Source organism: Agrobacterium sp. 20P9.1.2 (genome assembly GCF_057799395.1).
In genome coordinates this window covers 505,922-521,610 of the sequence record NZ_JBYOKI010000001.1, presented here as the reverse complement: position 1 = coordinate 521,610, position 15,689 = coordinate 505,922, and the positions used below count along the sequence as shown (strand labels likewise).

The window sequence follows — 15,689 nt, the reverse complement described above, 5'->3', positions numbered from 1 at the left end:
TCGGACAAAGCAAAACCAATGGCTTACGAGCAAAAAACATAATTTCGCACAACAAGTCTGGCATTTTTAAATCGATTAGATTATGGATGCCCTCAACACGGAAAGATCGAGAGAATCGGTATGAGCAGTCAAATCATTCCAGTCGAGCCCTTCGATTGCGTCGTCTTCGGCGGCACTGGCGATCTGGCCGAGCGCAAGCTTCTGCCAGCCCTTTACCACCGTCAGGTGGAAAACCAGTTGTCCGAACCGACACGCATCATCGGTGCTTCCCGTTCGGTAATGACGCATGACGAATACCGCAAATTCGCGCAGGACGCTTTGAAAGAGCATCTCAAGAAGGGCGAATATGACGATGCGCAGGTCGAAAAATTCTGCGCGCGCCTGTTCTACGTTCCCGTCGATGCAAAATCCGATGGCGGTTGGGACAAGCTGAAAAAGCTTCTGGATGAGGGCAAGGATCGCATCCGTGCTTTCTATCTGGCCGTTGCACCCGGCATCTTCGGCGATATTGCCTTCAAGATCCGTGATCACAAGCTGATTACCAAATCCACTCGCATCGTCGTTGAAAAGCCGATTGGCCGTGATCTGGCCTCTGCGCTGGAACTCAACGACACGCTAGGTAACGTCTTCAAGGAAGAGCAGATCTTCCGTATCGACCACTACCTCGGCAAGGAAACCGTGCAGAACCTGATGGTGCTGCGCTTTGCCAATGCGCTGTTTGAGCCGCTGTGGAACTCCGCCCATATCGACCACGTGCAGATTACCGTTGCCGAATCCGTCGGCCTTGAAGGCCGCGCCGGATATTACGACAAGGCCGGTGCACTGCGCGACATGGTGCAGAACCATATTCTCCAGCTTTTGTGCCTCGTTGCCATGGAGCCTCCATCCTCCATGGATGCGGAAGCCGTGCGTGACGAAAAGGTCAAGGTTCTGCGTTCGCTGAAGCTGATCGACGAATCCAATGTCGAGAAGCTGACGGTGCGCGGCCAGTACCGCGCCGGTGCGTCTGCCGGTGGTCCGGTCAAGGGCTATCTGGAAGAGCTGGAAGGTGGCGTTTCCAACACCGAGACCTTCGTTGCCATCAAGGCCGAAATCGCCAACTGGCGCTGGGCTGGCGTGCCCTTCTACATCCGCACCGGCAAGCGTCTGGCAACCCGCGTGTCCGAGATCGTCGTTACCTTCAAGCAGATCCCGCATTCGATCTTTGACGATGCGGCTGGCAAGGTCGAGGCCAACAAGCTGGTCATTCGCCTGCAGCCGGATGAGGGCGTCAAGCAGTCGCTGCTCATCAAGGACCCCGGTCCGGGCGGCATGCGCCTGCGTCAGGTCTCGCTGGACATGAGCTTTGCACAAGCCTTCAACGTGCGCAGCCCCGATGCCTATGAACGCCTGTTGATGGACACGATCCGCTCCAACCAGGCGCTGTTCATGCGTCGCGACGAAGTGGAAGCGGCGTGGAAATGGGTCGACCCCATTCTCAAAAGCTGGGAAGCAGTCGGCCAAGGCGTGCAGGGTTACACCTCAGGCACATGGGGACCAAGCGGTTCGATCGCATTGATCGAGCGCGATGGTCGGACATGGCACGAAGCCGATTAAGGGGATATGCAGATGATTGGGCAGGAGCATATCTTCACAAACGGTCAGGAACTGGCAGAGACGCTGGCAAAGGACGTTGCCAAGCGTCTTGAAGACGCGGTTTCCGAACGCGGCACGGCCAGCATAGCCGTCTCTGGCGGTTCTACGCCGAAGCGCTTCTTTCAGGAGCTTTCGAAACATCAGCTGGACTGGAAGAACATCAGCGTGACGCTGGTGGACGAGCGTTTCGTACCGCCGGAAAGCGACCGTTCCAACCACAAGCTTGTGGCCGACAATCTGTTGCAGAACGCGGCGACCTATGCCTATTTCGTGCCGCTCTACCAGTTCTTCGCAACACCGGAAGATGCGGCCACGCTGGCCACGGTCAAGACGGAAGCCATCTGCGATCCCTTCGACGTTGTCATTCTGGGCATGGGAACGGACGGCCATACGGCCTCCTTCTTCCCCGGCGGCGACAACCTCGAAGAAGCGCTTGATCTGGACGAGGACCGCGCCGTTCTGCCGATGGCCGCTGAAACCGCTGGTGAAGAACGGTTGACGTTCAATCTTTCAGCACTTCACGATGCCCGTTTCCTCGTGCTGCACATCGAAGGTGCGGCCAAGAAGGAAACGCTCGACAAGGCGAAGTCCGATCTGGACGAGGAAGAGATGCCCATCAGGGCCGTCCTCAACCGGGCGGATTCGCAGGTGAATATCTACTGGGCGCCCTAAGCCCAGCGCTTGAAACAGCAACATGACCGTTGGCCGACGTTCCCAAGCGTCTGGCCGATGGTCCACAGAAGGACAGGATGAACGCCCATGGCTGCCGACCCGCGCATTCAGGCTATCACAGCCCGTATCGTCGAGCGCTCGAAACCTTATCGTGAGATATATCTCGAAAGGCTTCGGCTTCAGGTTTCCAAGGGCGTGCATCGCTCCGTTCTCTCCTGCGCCAATCTTGCACACGGCTTTGCGGTCTGTTCCCCCGCCGACAAGGACATCCTTGCCGGCGATAGGGTCGGCAACCTCGGTATCATCACCGCCTATAACGACATGCTCTCGGCGCATCAGCCCTTTGAGATCTACCCGAACATCATCCGCGAAGCCGCCAAGGAAGCAGGCGGCATTGCGCAGGTGGCAGGTGCGGTTCCGGCCATGTGCGATGGCGTGACACAGGGTCAGCCGGGCATGGAGCTATCGCTGTTTTCACGCGATGCCATTGCCATGGCGGCGGGCATCGGCCTGTCCCACAACATGTTCGATGCGGCCGTATTCCTCGGCGTCTGCGACAAGATCGTTCCCGGTCTGGTGATTGCGGCACTTTCCTTCGGTCATCTGCCATCCATCTTCATTCCGGCAGGACCGATGACATCGGGTCTGCCGAATGACGAAAAATCCCGCGTCCGCCAGCTTTATGCCGAAGGCAAGGTGGGGCGTGCGGAACTGCTGGAAGCCGAATCCAAATCCTACCACGGCCCCGGCACCTGCACCTTCTATGGCACCGCCAATTCCAACCAGATGCTGATGGAAATCATGGGCTTCCACATGCCCGGATCATCCTTCATCAACCCTAACACGCCGCTGCGCGATGCGATGACGCGTGAAGCGACCAAGCGGGCACTGGCGATTACGGCGCAGGGCAACGAGTTTACGCCAGCGGGCGAGATGATCGATGAGCGTTCCGTCGTGAACGGCGTCGTCGGTCTGCACGCCACGGGCGGTTCCACCAACCACACGCTGCACCTCATCGCCATGGCGCGGGCAGCAGGCATCGTGCTGACATGGCAGGATATTTCTGACCTCTCGGACGTTGTGCCACTTCTGGCGCGCGTCTACCCGAACGGTCTGGCCGATGTGAACCATTTCCACGCCGCAGGCGGTATGGGCTTCCTGATCAAACAGCTTCTAAAGCAGGGCTTCGTGCATGATGATGTGCGCACTGTGTTCGGTCAGGGGCTTGAGGCCTATACGATTGAGCCGACGCTGGATGAGAACGGCGGCGTGAGTCGTACGTCTTCGCCAGAAGTCAGCCATGACCCGAAGGTTCTGGCCAGCATCGAAACCCCTTTCCAGCCGACCGGCGGTCTGAAGATGCTGACTGGCAATCTCGGCAAGGCAGTTATCAAGATTTCTGCCGTCAAGCCTGAGCGCCACATCATCGAGGCTCCAGCCATCATCTTCCACGACCAGCAGAGCCTCCAGACCGCCTTCAAGGAAGGCAAGCTCAATCGGGATTTCGTGGCCGTGGTTCGCTTCCAGGGACCGAAGGCCAATGGCATGCCGGAACTGCACCAGCTGACGCCGCCGCTTGGCGTGTTGCAGGACCGCGGCTTCAAGGTGGCGCTGGTCACGGATGGCCGCATGTCCGGCGCATCCGGCAAGGTACCCGCCGCCATTCACATGACGCCGGAAGCAGTCGATTGCGGCCCGATTTCCCGCATCCGCGATGGCGACATGATCCGCCTTGACGCCATCACCGGCACCATCGAGGTTCTGGTCTCATCCGCCGAGCTTGCAGCCCGTGAACCCGCAACGGCAAATCTTTCCGACAATGAATGGGGTATGGGCCGTGAACTCTTCGCGCCCTTCCGCCGCAATGTCGGCCCAGCCGATCAGGGTGCCAGCGTCTTTCATTGATTGATGGCTCAATAACAAAAAGGCCGCGTTTCGGATGAAACGCGGCCTTTTTGTTGGATGAATTCTATTACCAGGCGCGAATATCGAGCGTGCGGTCGCGGTGAGACGGGTGGGTGCTGAACACGAAAATCCTGTCCATGTCCTTCTTGCTGAGAATATGCAGGAAGCGGACCTGAATGGTGTTGTTGGCATTGACCTTCATCAGCACGCAGCCAATCTTGGTGATGCGGGCATCGGGAATATCGAGATAGAACTGCCTCGGCAGGTTGTACTGCGTCATCAGAGCAAGCACCGCTTCCGATTGCGAAATCTTGATGACGTCACAACGGCGCGACGCCATATTCATCACCGCTTTTTCGGTATATTCGATGCGCGCGGCATTCATCGTATCTTCCATTTTGAAACGACCTTCACGGTCGTACATGAAAGATTCTTCCTTGCTGAGATAAGAGGGTTTGCCGACATTTGCCCGCGCGTTCACTGCTAAATTCCTTTTTCTAAAATTTCCAGAAAAGCCTAGCCAGAACTCATTAATAATTTCTCACGCCGTTTCGATATGAAACACATGCGAAATATGGCTGTGGACAGTTAAGAGTTGGTCCCGACGGAAAGCCGCCGTAGAGGGTAAATTATTGATTGGAAATCTTTTTTAAGCACATGAAATATTTAAGACACGAAGGAACGGCTTTATTTTCTGGTTAAAAAGCCGTTCCGAATCGCCCTTTAGCGACGATAAGTATGGCCTTGAGCGTCGAATAAATGCAACTTTTGGGACGGTGCGGAGAAGCGTAAAACCTGACCTTTTTTGGCCTCCGCGATGCCAGGAATTTTGACGATAATCGGCTCCTGTCCGGCAGGGGCTTCCAGATAGAGCAAGGTGACTTCTCCGAGTGCTTCCACGATGGAAACCTTGCCCTCGAAGAGGTAGTCGTCGCCCGTTGAAATCGAAAGGTCTTCCGGGCGCACGCCGAAGGACGCAGCCTTGCCCTCTTCTCCCGCTGCGGTGGCAATTGGCACGTTGAGCGGCTTGCCATCGGCAAGCTCCAGCGCCGTGTGCGCACCCGTCGCCTTGATCTTGCCTGCGATGATGTTCATGGCAGGTGAGCCGATGAATTTGGCCACGAAGAGGTTTGCCGGGTTCTCATAAAGCTCCAGCGGCGCACCCATCTGCTCGACACGACCGCCATTCAGCACAACGATCCGGTCGGCCAGCGTCATGGCTTCAACCTGATCATGCGTGACATAGATCATCGTTGTGTCGGCCATCTGCTCACCGAGCTTGGCGATCTCGATGCGGGTGGCGACGCGAAGGGCGGCATCAAGGTTCGACAAAGGCTCATCGAACAGAAAGACCTTGGGGTTGCGGCAGATGGCGCGACCGATGGCGACGCGCTGACGCTGACCGCCGGACAGTGCCTTTGGCAGGCGTTCCAGATACTGCGTCAGTTGCAGGATATCCGCGGCGGCGCGCACGCGACGGTCGATCTCTTTGCGGTTCTCCTTGGCGATCTTCATGCCGAAGGCCATGTTGTCGTAGACCGTCATATGCGGATAGAGCGCATATGACTGGAACACCATGGCGATACCGCGCCGAGAGGGCGGGATTTCGTTGACCAGTTGGCCATCGATATACATCTCGCCGCCGGTGATTTCCTCCAGACCCGCAATCATGCGCAGCAGTGTGGACTTGCCGCAGCCGGAGGGTCCGACGAAGACGATGAACTCGCCCTGTTTGATGTCGAGATCGATGCCGTGCAGGACTTTGACCTGCCCGTAGGATTTGCGGATATCCTTCAGAATAACGCCAGTCATGCGATGTCCTCCCTCAATCTTCAGGCGTGGCGGGCGAAAAAAGCGCCACATGCCGGTAATGTAACTTCATTGCCGCTCTGCTCTGCGGCAAAGCCGTGACCGTCCAGAACCTCCCAGTCACCCTGCGGCAACGCCACCACCGAGGGTTCTGCCGAGAGGTTGAAGAGGCACAGCACCGTCTCGTTACCGAGGGTGCGAGTATAGCTCGACACCGTGCCGACCACCGGCTGGAACTCGATCTTGCCCTTGGCAAAGGCCGGATGCAGTTTGCGGAATGTCAGGAAGCGGCGGTAATGCTCCAGCACCGATGCCTCGTCGCCCTGCTGGGCGCTGACGGCGCGCTGCTTGTGTTCGGGCGGAATGGGAAGCCAACCCTTTTCGGCTGTCGAGAAGCCTGCCAGCGCATGGCCTGCGTCCCAGACCATCGGCGTGCGGCAACCGTCACGACCCTTGAATTCCGGCCAGAACTGGATGCCGTAGGGGTCCTGCAAGTCTTCAAAAGCGATATCGGCTTCCGTCAGGCCAAGCTCTTCGCCCTCATAGATGCAGACCGAGCCGCGCTGCGTCATCAGCAGAGCGGAGAGAACCTTGGCGAAAGCGTCCTTGTCTTCCACCACATCGCCCCAACGGCTGACATGGCGCACGACATCGTGGTTGGAGAAGGCCCAGCAGGCCCACCCTTCAGGTGCGGCACGGGCGAAATCCGCCTGCACATCCGCCACGCGCTGCGGGGTCAGCGCATCGGGCGCCAGGAACTCAAAGGCGTAGCACATCTGCATCTTGTCATCGCCGGAGGTGTATTCGCCAACGATTTCGAGACCACGCTGGCTGTCGCCAACTTCACCGACGGCAGCAATGTCAGGGAACTCGTCCAGCACGGCGCGGAAGCGCTTCAGGAAGGCGATATTCTCAGGGCGGTTCTTGTCGTAGATGTGTTCCTGAAAATTGTAGGGGTTCACGGCAGGCGCGGTCGACGCATTGCGACGCTCCGGTGCGAGCGCCGGGTTGTTGCGCAGTTCCTTGTCGTGGAAATAGAAGTTGATCGTATCCAGACGGAAGCCATCGACGCCGCGTTCCAGCCAGAAACGGGTAATGTTCAGCAGCTCTTGCTGCACCTCGTCATTGTGCAGGTTGAGGTCCGGCTGCGAGGTGAGGAAGTTGTGCATGTAATATTGCATGCGCGTCGGGTCCCACTGCCAGCCGGAACCGCCGAATATCGATAGCCAGTTGTTGGGCGGCGTGCCATCCGGCTTGCCATCGCTCCACACATACCAGTCCGCCTTGGGGTTCTGGCGGCTGGAACGGCTCTGCACGAACCATGGGTGCTGATCGGACGTGTGCGACAGGACGAGGTCGATCATGACGCGGACGCCGAGACGATGCGCTTCGGCAATCAGCCCATCGAAATCCGCCAGCGTGCCGAACATCGGATCGACATCGACGTAGTTGGAAACGTCGTAACCAAAATCCTTCATCGGCGAGGTGAAGAAGGGCGAAATCCAGATCGCGTCCGTGCCGAGCTTGGCAATATGCTCCAAACGCGAGGTGATACCCTTGAGGTCGCCGATGCCATCGCCGTTGGAATCCTGATAGGAGCGCGGGTAGATCTGGTAGATCACGGCACCGCGCCACCAATCCTTATCGCGCACGAGAGCAGAAGACGTCATTGCAGTATCCTGTGTGGTATGGGCATTCATTAGTTATCAGCCTCCCTTGACCGAGCCTGTCAGCAGGCCGCGCACAAGGTAACGTTGGAGAGCGAAGAAAACGCAGAGCGGCACGACGATGGTGACGAAGGCCGATGCGGTGAGGATTTCCCAATTGCCGCCGCGCGAACCGAGCAGCGCATTCAAGGCACCCGTCAGCACCAACTCGTCTTTCTGCGTGCCGAGGAACACCATGGCGACCAGAAGGTCGTTCCATGTCCACAGGAACTGGAAGATCGAAAAGGAGGCGAGTGCAGGGAACGACAGCGGCAGGACGATCTTGACGAAGATTTCGAAGTCGCTGGCGCCATCGACACGCGCGCTTTCGATAATTTCCTTCGGCAGACCGGCAATGTAGTTGCGCAGCAGGTAGATGGCGAGCGGTAGGCCGAAGGCCGTATGCGCCAGCCAGATGCCTGCATAGGTCTTGGATGGCACGCCGAAGACATTGCCGATCCAGTTATAGAGCTGCAACAGCGGGATAAGCGACATCTGCAAGGGAACGACGATGAGGCCGACGACCATGGCGATCATCAGTGAGCGGCCGCTAAACTTCATCCAGGAAAGCGCGTAAGCCGCAAAGGCCGCGATGAGGATGGGGATGACGGTGGCGGGAATGGCAACCGTCAGCGAGTTGACGAAGGACTGGCCGATGCCTTCCGATGTCAGCACCGTGCGATAGTTGTCGAGCGTGAAGATCGGTGGTGTCGCCACGGCAAGATAGACGCGCTTGGCGCGAGAGCCTTCGAAGCTCGCATTCTTGCTATATTGATAGGTGCCGTCCTCGTTGATGACGAGGCTTTCGCCGTCACCCAGATCAGCGGTCTCACCTGCCGGAAAGGCTTCAGGGTCCTGTACGCGAACGCCGAAGGCAGAAATCTTGCCACCGGGACCGTTCTCAAAGACGTTGCCCGAAATGACGAAACGGTCGCCTTCCTGCTTCTGCGTGGCCGGGTCGGCCAAGCGAAGGGCCTGTGTCTGGCTGGAGCTGGAGAATGCGGTCCACCAGCCGGAAACGACGAGCTGGTCTTTATCTCGCAGCGAGCTGACGAGAATACCGAGCGTCGGCAAAAGCCAGAGCAGGACGACGAAGAGAACGCTGATATGGACGATGAGGCGTGGCAGGCCGATGCGGCGAAGACGCGTTACGATATTCATCTCAGCGGCCCTCCATTTCGCTGTTTGCCTGACGGATGTTCCAGATCATGATCGGCGTCACCGCCGCCATGATGACGAGCGCGATGACGGCGCTGCGTCCGCTATCGCCGCCGCCACGGAACATCCAGTCGAACATGAGGTTGGCGAGAACCATGGTGTTCCATTGGCCGTTGGTCATGGTCAGAACGATATCGAAGACCTTGAGAACCAGAATGGTGATGGTCGTCCAGACGACGGCGATGGTACCCCATATCTGCGGCACGAGAATTTTCCAGAAAATCTGCCAGCCATTGGCGCCATCGATAACGGCGGCCTCGACCGTCTCTTCCGGTATGCCGCGCAGAGCGGCGGACAGGATGACCATGGCAAAACCGGTCTGAATCCAGATGAGGATGACCATCAGGAAGAAATTGTTCCAGAAGGGCATGGAAATCCACACCTCCGGGTTACCGCCGAAGAACTCGACGATGGCGTTCAACAGGCCGATCTGCACCTGCCCCTCGCCGCGGTATTCATAGATGAACTTCCAGATGACCGACGCGCCGACGAAGGAAATGGCCATCGGCATAAATACGATGGATTTGGCGATATTCCCCCACCAGATGCGGTCGGTCATGACGGCGATGACGAGGCCGAAGAAGGTGCAGGCGGCGGGCACGACGGCGAGCCACAGGATGTTGTTGAAAATCGACTGCCGGAAACCGGCATCGTAAAACGCCCAGCGGTAATTCGCGAGGCCGACAAAATTATCGCCAGTTCTATCATGGAAAGACAGGATGAAGGTCGCGACCACGGGGTAAACGAGGTAAACGGTGAGTAACAGCAAGGCCGGACCCACGAAGAGCCATGGCCGAACGGCTGCCCGCCGGTTCAGGTTGCGGGAGGCGTGAATGACGTCGCCGTCCTTCAACGGGAAGATGAATTGCAGCGCCTTGTCCGAAAGCCAGTAATAGGCGGCGCAGGCGAAGACGCCGACGATCATCACGCCGAGCGCTGAAACGATCTGGGTAATCATGTTCCCTCCCCGTTATTCCTCTCATGCCTGAAGCAGCACTTTGGCCGCCACAGGCACCTGCAAAGAACGACCCGGCAATGGCTTTGCACTGCCGGGCGGAGTGTCTGCTTATTTCAGGCCATCCCAGGCCTTCTGGATATCGTCACCAACCTGCTGCGCAGATTTACCGCCGACGAAATCGACCATACCCGTCCAGAAGGCGCCAGCACCGATCTTGCCGGGCATCAGGTCCGAACCGTCGAAGCCGAAGCTGGTGGCGGAGGTGAGAATTTCACCCTGACGCTTGGTCTGCTCGCTGGCATAGGCAGCGAGGTTGACGTTCTTGTAGGGTGTCAGGAAGCCGGACTGCGCCATCCACACTTCATGCGCAATCGGTGTCTTCAGGAACTCCACGAAGGCGCGTGCGGCCTTGGAATCCTTGGTGATGGTAAAGAGCGTGCCGGCACCCAGCACCGGCTTGCCGAGTTCAGGCTTGGAGGCGAATGTCGGCATGTAGAAGAAGTCGACATCCGTTCCGACCTTTGTTCCCTCTGGGAAGAAGGATGGAATGAACGAGGCCTGACGGTGCAGGTAGCACTTCGGCGGAATGTCGAAGAGGCCCTTCGGGCTGTCGCGGAAGTCGGTGGAGGCAACGGCTGCTGCGCCACCCGAGACATATTTGTCGTTCTTGGCAAATTTGCCGAATTCCTCGATGGCGGCGACCACGCGCGGATCGTTGAACTTCACTTCGTTGGTCGTCCACTTCAGGTAGACATCCAGCGGCTGCGTGCGCAGCATAAAGTCTTCGACCCAGTCCGTACCCGGCCAGCCGGTTGCGCCACCGGAACCAAGGCCGATGCACCATGGCGTACCGCCGTCCTTCACAATCTGATCGCTCAGCTTGACGAGGTCTTCCACGCTTTCTGGAACCTTGTAGCCCGCTTCCTCGAAGTTTTCAGGCACGTACCACACCAGCGACTTCACGTCGGCTTTGAATGGAAATGCGAAATAGGCCTTCTTGCCATCCTTGCCGGGATAGATACCGAGATCGACCCAGGACTGGCCCGCGCCGTAGTTTTCCTTGACCCAGTTTGCCGTCTCATCGCCCAGCGGCGTCAGCAGACCCTTGGCAGCAAGGTCGGCCAGAAGGCCGGGCTGCGGGAGAATGGCGACGTTGGGAGGAGAACCGGCCTGCGTATCGATGACGATCTGCTGCTCGTAGTTTTCGGAAGAAGAATAGCGGACGTTGACGCCGGTCGCATCGGCAAAATAGGCCAGAACCGACTGGAACAGGGCCTCGTCTTCGCCGCGCCATGGGCCGAAGATCGTCAGGGTTTCGCCCTTCAGGCTGGCATTGGCAGCCTTGTAGTCTTCGTAGCTTTTCCAGTTGAATTTCGCGTCTTCGCCGGGCTTGAACTTCAGGTCCGCCGCAAAGGCCGCTCCCGACAGAAATGTGGCGATGGCCACGGTCGTCCAGAAAGTCTTTTTCATGTGATTTTCCTCCCATCACATTGTCAGGCTATCCACCCTCAAAAAATCTTCAAAGCGCTTTGGCTAGCTATTCATCTCACCGAGAGTGAACAGAAGTCAAGAGCTATGCGCAACTATGACGTTTTACCCTTGATATCGCAGTGCAATATAAAGATTGTGCGCGAAGAAATATCACTTTCCAATTGTGGCCATCCCCAAGACTTGCTAATCTCCAAAGCGGTTTGGGAACTCACCTGCGGAATAAAGGTTCCACAGGTGGATATTGAAAAGGAGGGCTGCGGACTATGAACCTGAAACAATTGTCGCAGTTGCTCGGAATCTCCCAGACCACCATCAGCCGCGCGCTCAATGGCTATCCCGAAGTCAACGCCGAAACACGGCGCAGGATCATCGAGGCCGCGCAAAAAACCGGCTACAGGCCGAATGCCGCAGCGCAGCGTCTGGCAACCGGCAAGATGGGCTCCATCGGCCTTGTCATGCCGACCGGGCCGGAACATCAGTCAGACGTGCATTTCGGCGAGTTTCTGAGCGGCCTTGGCGAGGCATCCGCCCGCAACGGCTTCCATCTCGTCATCATGCCGACCGATCCTGCCAATGAACAGAATGCGCTGAGAGAGCTTGCAGCCAGCGGCGGCGTGGACGGCATCTATCTCGCCTATATGAAAAAGAGCGATCCCCGTATCGAAATGATGAAGGGCCTGTCCATCCCCTTCATGGTGCACGGACGCTCATGGGGTGTGGAAACGGATTACCCTTTTCTCGATGTGGACAATGAGACCGCATTTCGTGATGCGACATCGCTTCTGTTGCAGCTCGGTCATCGCAACATCGCGCTTTTGAATGGCCCTGAAGGTTACGATTTCACCTTTCGCCGCCATCGCGGCGTGGAGGCCGCTCTTGCCGAGCGAGGATATGCGCTCAGTCCTGAGAATGTCAGCCATGGCATTATGAATGACGAGGCTGGGTTTCTTACAATGGAGCAGTTGCTGTCACGCCCTGATCGCCCGACGGCGGTCATCTGTGCATCGACGGCACTCGCGCTGGGTGCCGTCCGGTCGCTCAATCACAGAGGCCTGAAGCCGGGGCGGGACATATCGCTCATTGCCCATGACGACGTGTTGCCGCTGCTGAAGCCCGTCAACTTTTCCGTACCGCTGACAACGACGCGGTCGTCCCTACGCGCAGCCGGGTCGCGCATTGCTGAACGGCTGATCAATCAGATAAAGAGCGGCCAACCGGACTGTCTTCAGGAATTGTGGAAAGCCGAGCTTGTGGTGCGCGGATCGACGGGCCCAGCGCAAGGCTGAGCGCGTCGCCGCGAAACACCGGTCAAAACTTCGGAGCGGGTTTGCCGGAAGCGTGATGCGCGGCAATGACGGTGTTAGCCATCAGCATGGCAATCGTCATGGGGCCGACACCGCCGGGAACAGGCGTGATGGCGGCGGCAACGGCGCTGGCCTCATCAAAGGCGACATCACCGACCAAACGGGACTTGCCCTCGCCCTTTTCCGGTGCGGGCACGCGGTTGATGCCGACATCGATGACGGTTGCGCCGGGCTTCACCCAATCGCCCTTGACCATCTGCGGACGACCAACGGCAGCAACGAGGATATCGGCATTGCGGCAGACGGCAGCGAGGTCTTTCGTACGTGAATGCGCCATGGTGACGGTGGCATTGGCGTTCAGCAGCAGCTGACCCATCGGCTTACCGAACAGGTTGGAACGACCAATGACGACGGCATTAAGGCCGGAGAGGTCTTCGCCGTGAATGCCGCGAACCAGCAACATGGAGCCAGCGGGCGTGCAGGAAATCATGCCGGTTTCTAGATCGCCTGCGGCCAGCTTTCCGGCATTGACGAAACTCAGGCCGTCCACATCCTTTTCTGGCAGAATGGACTGGATGACAGGAACGGAGTCCAGATGCTTCGGCAATGGCAACTGCACCAAAATGCCGTGGATGGAGGCGTCGGCGTTCAACGTCGCGACCAGAGCTTCCAGATCGGCCTGCGTGGTGTCTTCGGGCAGCGTGTGCTGAACCGACTTGAAACCGCATTCCTTGGCCATTTTGCTCTTGGAATTAACATAGGCGTGGCTGGCCGGGTCATCGCCCACGATCACCACTGCAAGTCCGGTTTTGACACCCGTCTGCTGTTCCAGACCTGCCGCCGCTTCGCGCACGGTCTCGATGACAGATGCTGCCTTTGCCTTGCCGTCAATGACCACTACCATATGCCTGCCTCCTAGGAACGAGATAGCTATCTAGCTAGCGCCCTAATGCTGTGCGGCACGGTGGATTGCAAGAAAAATCGGCGGGTCAGGCGCGTTTGCGTTCGCGTTCTTCCTGGATGTTCTGCTCGAACAGACGCGCCCTCAACATCGCCAGTTCCTGGCGCAGGGCACGCAACTCTTCGGTTTCCGCCTGGGCATGCTCTGCCTGACCGGCCAGCGCCGCCGCCAAGAGTGGCGGGAGCTTGAAGGTAGGCTTTCTTGTTGTCGCCACCTGCTCAAGAGAAACGGCGTTGCGCATCAGAACCTGACGGACGCGCTCATCGAGCGGAATGTCGTTGGCAGGTTCATCGTAGGGCGTTTCGATTTCCTGGACATATTCTTCGGCAATCAAAGACGCGATCTCCGCAGCCTCGGCTTCGGCCAGTGCCGCGCTGGCAACCGGTTGCGGTTTGACTTCGACATTTATCAAATCATCGAAGATGGCAGGTGCTATTTCGATGGTGTCGGCAAGCTCCGTCTCCGCCGCAGCTGCCTCGACGACGACCTCGGCTTCGGGAGCCTCGGACAGTTCGACATGCTCTACATCGTCTTCCTTCCGCTTGAAGCTCAGGACGAAGAGAGACAGCAACAGCCCGGCAGCGCCACCGGCAAGGGCCATGGCATTGGCGGTGAAGCTGTCATAATTGGCGACACCCGGCTCCGCTGGCGTCGCAAGAGCGGCGCTGACACGCGGGGCGCTGGAGAAGGTGCCAGCCGCATCGCTGGAAATGATGTAGTCGCTACGCGCCTTTTCAAGCGCCTTTTCCAGCCGGTCCAGATCTGCGGGCGCATCGCCCAGAGCCCGCAAGTCTTCGTCCAGTTTGGCACGCGTGCCTGCGTGGGTTTCCAGCGCAGCCGTGATAGTTGCCTGCTCCTGCTTCAAGGCTTCCAGCACGCGGCGCAGGGCAGGCATGGCGGTTGCGCGGGCGGCGTCAACCGTCGTCTGAGCGGCAATGGTGCGGGGGTGCTTCGGCCCATGGTCGACACTGACCTCCGCCAGCGCCAGCTTCGCGGCGGTGTAAGTCTGGCGGATGGTTTCAAGCGGCGCAAAGGTGTCTATCGCCGGCAGGTTTCTATTGAGAACATCCTCCACCTTCATAGATGAGGCGGAGGAAATGGCGTCCGCCAGCTCTCCGTTCTTCGCGGTCAGTGCAGCCGTGGTCGCATCGTCTTCGCGAATTCTCTGCTGCAAACCCTGAATACGGGAAACGGCGTCATTGCCATGGCGCATCTGGAAACCGGTCAGTGCCGCCTCGGCGCTGTCGAGCGCCACGCGTGCTGCCTCGACGGCCTGAAGCTCGGGATTACGCTGCTCCGAGCCTATGTCCCTGACGATACGGCCAGCGAAATACTCGGCAATTCGTTGCGATGCTTCCGGCGTTGCTGCTGTCACATCGATGCCGATTTCCGGGCTTGATGGTGCAGATGATATGGACACGGCATTCTTCAACGCATCTTCGGTAGCACCGACCACGGTTTCGGCATCTTTACCGCCGCCAGCCAGCAAATCCAGGAGAACGGAAAAATGGCCCTGATCCGCCGCGCCGATCAAATCCTTGGGCTGAAGGTCGAGATCGGAGACGATGAGGCTGAGCGCGACGGGAGACAGGAGGCTCTCGCGCAGCTGCAAGGTCGTGCGCTGTATGCCCGCTGTGCCCATGCGCGGGTTCGATACCTTGACGCTGGCGTAGGATGCAAAGCCCTTCAGGCCGGGCTCCAGCAGCACGCCCGGCAGGAAGATGCCGGATGCGGTCAATGAAAGAACGATACCGGCAGAGAGCAGATATCGCCGCCAGGAGGCTGCGCCAAGCCTTTCGCGAAGCGCACCCTGATTCGGCATAACACGTCTGTCGCTCTTAAAAACCATCGCAAACCCATAGGGTTACAGGGGATCTCGACCGTCGAGAATATGAACAAACCCTAAAGCGATAAGGCAAACAAAAGGTTAACAACGGTTAAAACTGTCATTTGCCGATACGACGCCACGCTGGCCACCGAAAGCCCCCGCCCGCAAGTCCCGCGCAAGATTGTGAACCTAAACAAGCTTC

Annotated in this window: 12 protein-coding genes; 4 read left to right on the top strand and 8 right to left on the bottom strand. The window is 58.3% G+C overall.

Annotation, left to right across the window (positions count from 1 at the left end):
- Nucleotides 1-120 precede the first annotated feature (120 nt).
- The 3 genes from zwf (at nt 121) to edd (ending at nt 4,212) form a co-directional block, all read left to right on the top strand.
- Nucleotides 121-1,596: a glucose-6-phosphate dehydrogenase gene (gene zwf / locus AC27VJ_RS02510; protein WP_113089766.1), complete on the top strand. Its 1,476-nt coding sequence runs from the start codon at nt 121-123 to the stop codon at nt 1,594-1,596.
- A gap of 12 nt (nt 1,597-1,608) precedes the next feature.
- Nucleotides 1,609-2,307 (top strand): 6-phosphogluconolactonase, encoded by a 699-nt coding sequence (gene pgl, locus AC27VJ_RS02505; protein ID WP_488682673.1) that lies wholly within the window; start codon nt 1,609-1,611, stop codon nt 2,305-2,307.
- Between the two features lie 87 nt (nt 2,308-2,394).
- Complete coding sequence (gene edd / locus AC27VJ_RS02500) at nt 2,395-4,212, top strand: phosphogluconate dehydratase (RefSeq protein ID WP_488682672.1); 1,818 nt, start codon at nt 2,395-2,397, stop codon at nt 4,210-4,212.
- Nucleotides 4,213-4,279: 67 nt separating this feature from the next.
- Here the strand turns inward: edd and AC27VJ_RS02495 are convergent, their stop codons facing one another.
- The 6 genes from AC27VJ_RS02495 to AC27VJ_RS02470 all read right to left on the bottom strand — a co-directional run bounded on the left by AC27VJ_RS02495 (nt 4,280) and on the right by AC27VJ_RS02470 (nt 11,373).
- Nucleotides 4,280-4,636 (bottom strand): hypothetical protein, encoded by a 357-nt coding sequence (locus tag AC27VJ_RS02495; protein ID WP_113089764.1) that lies wholly within the window; start codon nt 4,634-4,636, stop codon nt 4,280-4,282.
- A gap of 299 nt (nt 4,637-4,935) precedes the next feature.
- Nucleotides 4,936-6,024, bottom strand: coding sequence for an ABC transporter ATP-binding protein (locus tag AC27VJ_RS02490; RefSeq protein ID WP_488682671.1), 1,089 nt, complete (start codon nt 6,022-6,024; stop codon nt 4,936-4,938).
- A gap of 20 nt (nt 6,025-6,044) precedes the next feature.
- Nucleotides 6,045-7,721: a beta-galactosidase BglA gene (gene bglA / locus AC27VJ_RS02485; protein WP_488682670.1), complete on the bottom strand. Its 1,677-nt coding sequence runs from the start codon at nt 7,719-7,721 to the stop codon at nt 6,045-6,047.
- Between the two features lie 6 nt (nt 7,722-7,727).
- Entirely contained in the window at nt 7,728-8,888 is a 1,161-nt protein-coding gene (locus tag AC27VJ_RS02480; protein WP_488682669.1) for an ABC transporter permease subunit, read from the bottom strand.
- 1 nt (nt 8,889) lies between these two features.
- The gene (locus tag AC27VJ_RS02475) at nt 8,890-9,903 is read right to left on the bottom strand and encodes a carbohydrate ABC transporter permease (RefSeq protein WP_488682668.1); all 1,014 of its coding nucleotides are present in this window, start codon (nt 9,901-9,903) and stop codon (nt 8,890-8,892) included.
- Nucleotides 9,904-10,011: 108 nt separating this feature from the next.
- Complete coding sequence (locus AC27VJ_RS02470; RefSeq protein WP_488682667.1) at nt 10,012-11,373, bottom strand: ABC transporter substrate-binding protein; 1,362 nt, start codon at nt 11,371-11,373, stop codon at nt 10,012-10,014.
- A gap of 284 nt (nt 11,374-11,657) precedes the next feature.
- Between AC27VJ_RS02470 and AC27VJ_RS02465 the strand changes: the two genes are divergently transcribed.
- A complete protein-coding gene (locus AC27VJ_RS02465) occupies nt 11,658-12,680 on the top strand; it encodes a substrate-binding domain-containing protein (protein WP_488682666.1) in 1,023 nt (340 codons plus the stop codon).
- A gap of 22 nt (nt 12,681-12,702) precedes the next feature.
- Here AC27VJ_RS02465 and folD read toward each other — a convergent pair whose 3' ends face one another.
- Together folD and AC27VJ_RS02455 are read right to left on the bottom strand one after the other, a co-directional pair.
- Nucleotides 12,703-13,602, bottom strand: a complete 900-nt coding sequence (gene folD, locus AC27VJ_RS02460) for a bifunctional methylenetetrahydrofolate dehydrogenase/methenyltetrahydrofolate cyclohydrolase FolD (RefSeq protein WP_488682665.1) — start codon at nt 13,600-13,602, stop codon at nt 12,703-12,705.
- Nucleotides 13,603-13,687: 85 nt separating this feature from the next.
- Nucleotides 13,688-15,481 (bottom strand): hypothetical protein, encoded by a 1,794-nt coding sequence (locus AC27VJ_RS02455; RefSeq protein ID WP_488682664.1) that lies wholly within the window; start codon nt 15,479-15,481, stop codon nt 13,688-13,690.
- Between the last annotated feature and the right edge of the window lie 208 nt (nt 15,482-15,689).

Coding starts and splice junctions, on each gene's coding strand:
- AC27VJ_RS02480 (WP_488682669.1), bottom strand. CDS start 8,888: ATGAATATCGTAACGCGTCTTCGCCGCATCGGCCTGCCACGCCTCATC.
- AC27VJ_RS02455 (WP_488682664.1), bottom strand. CDS start 15,481: ATGCCGAATCAGGGTGCGCTTCGCGAAAGGCTTGGCGCAGCCTCCTGG.
- AC27VJ_RS02475 (WP_488682668.1), bottom strand. CDS start 9,903: ATGATTACCCAGATCGTTTCAGCGCTCGGCGTGATGATCGTCGGCGTC.
- AC27VJ_RS02465 (WP_488682666.1), top strand. CDS start 11,658: ATGAACCTGAAACAATTGTCGCAGTTGCTCGGAATCTCCCAGACCACC.
- zwf (WP_113089766.1), top strand. CDS start 121: ATGAGCAGTCAAATCATTCCAGTCGAGCCCTTCGATTGCGTCGTCTTC.
- pgl (WP_488682673.1), top strand. CDS start 1,609: ATGATTGGGCAGGAGCATATCTTCACAAACGGTCAGGAACTGGCAGAG.
- AC27VJ_RS02470 (WP_488682667.1), bottom strand. CDS start 11,373: ATGAAAAAGACTTTCTGGACGACCGTGGCCATCGCCACATTTCTGTCG.
- AC27VJ_RS02495 (WP_113089764.1), bottom strand. CDS start 4,636: ATGTACGACCGTGAAGGTCGTTTCAAAATGGAAGATACGATGAATGCC.
- folD (WP_488682665.1), bottom strand. CDS start 13,602: ATGGTAGTGGTCATTGACGGCAAGGCAAAGGCAGCATCTGTCATCGAG.
- bglA (WP_488682670.1), bottom strand. CDS start 7,721: ATGAATGCCCATACCACACAGGATACTGCAATGACGTCTTCTGCTCTC.
- AC27VJ_RS02490 (WP_488682671.1), bottom strand. CDS start 6,024: ATGACTGGCGTTATTCTGAAGGATATCCGCAAATCCTACGGGCAGGTC.
- edd (WP_488682672.1), top strand. CDS start 2,395: ATGGCTGCCGACCCGCGCATTCAGGCTATCACAGCCCGTATCGTCGAG.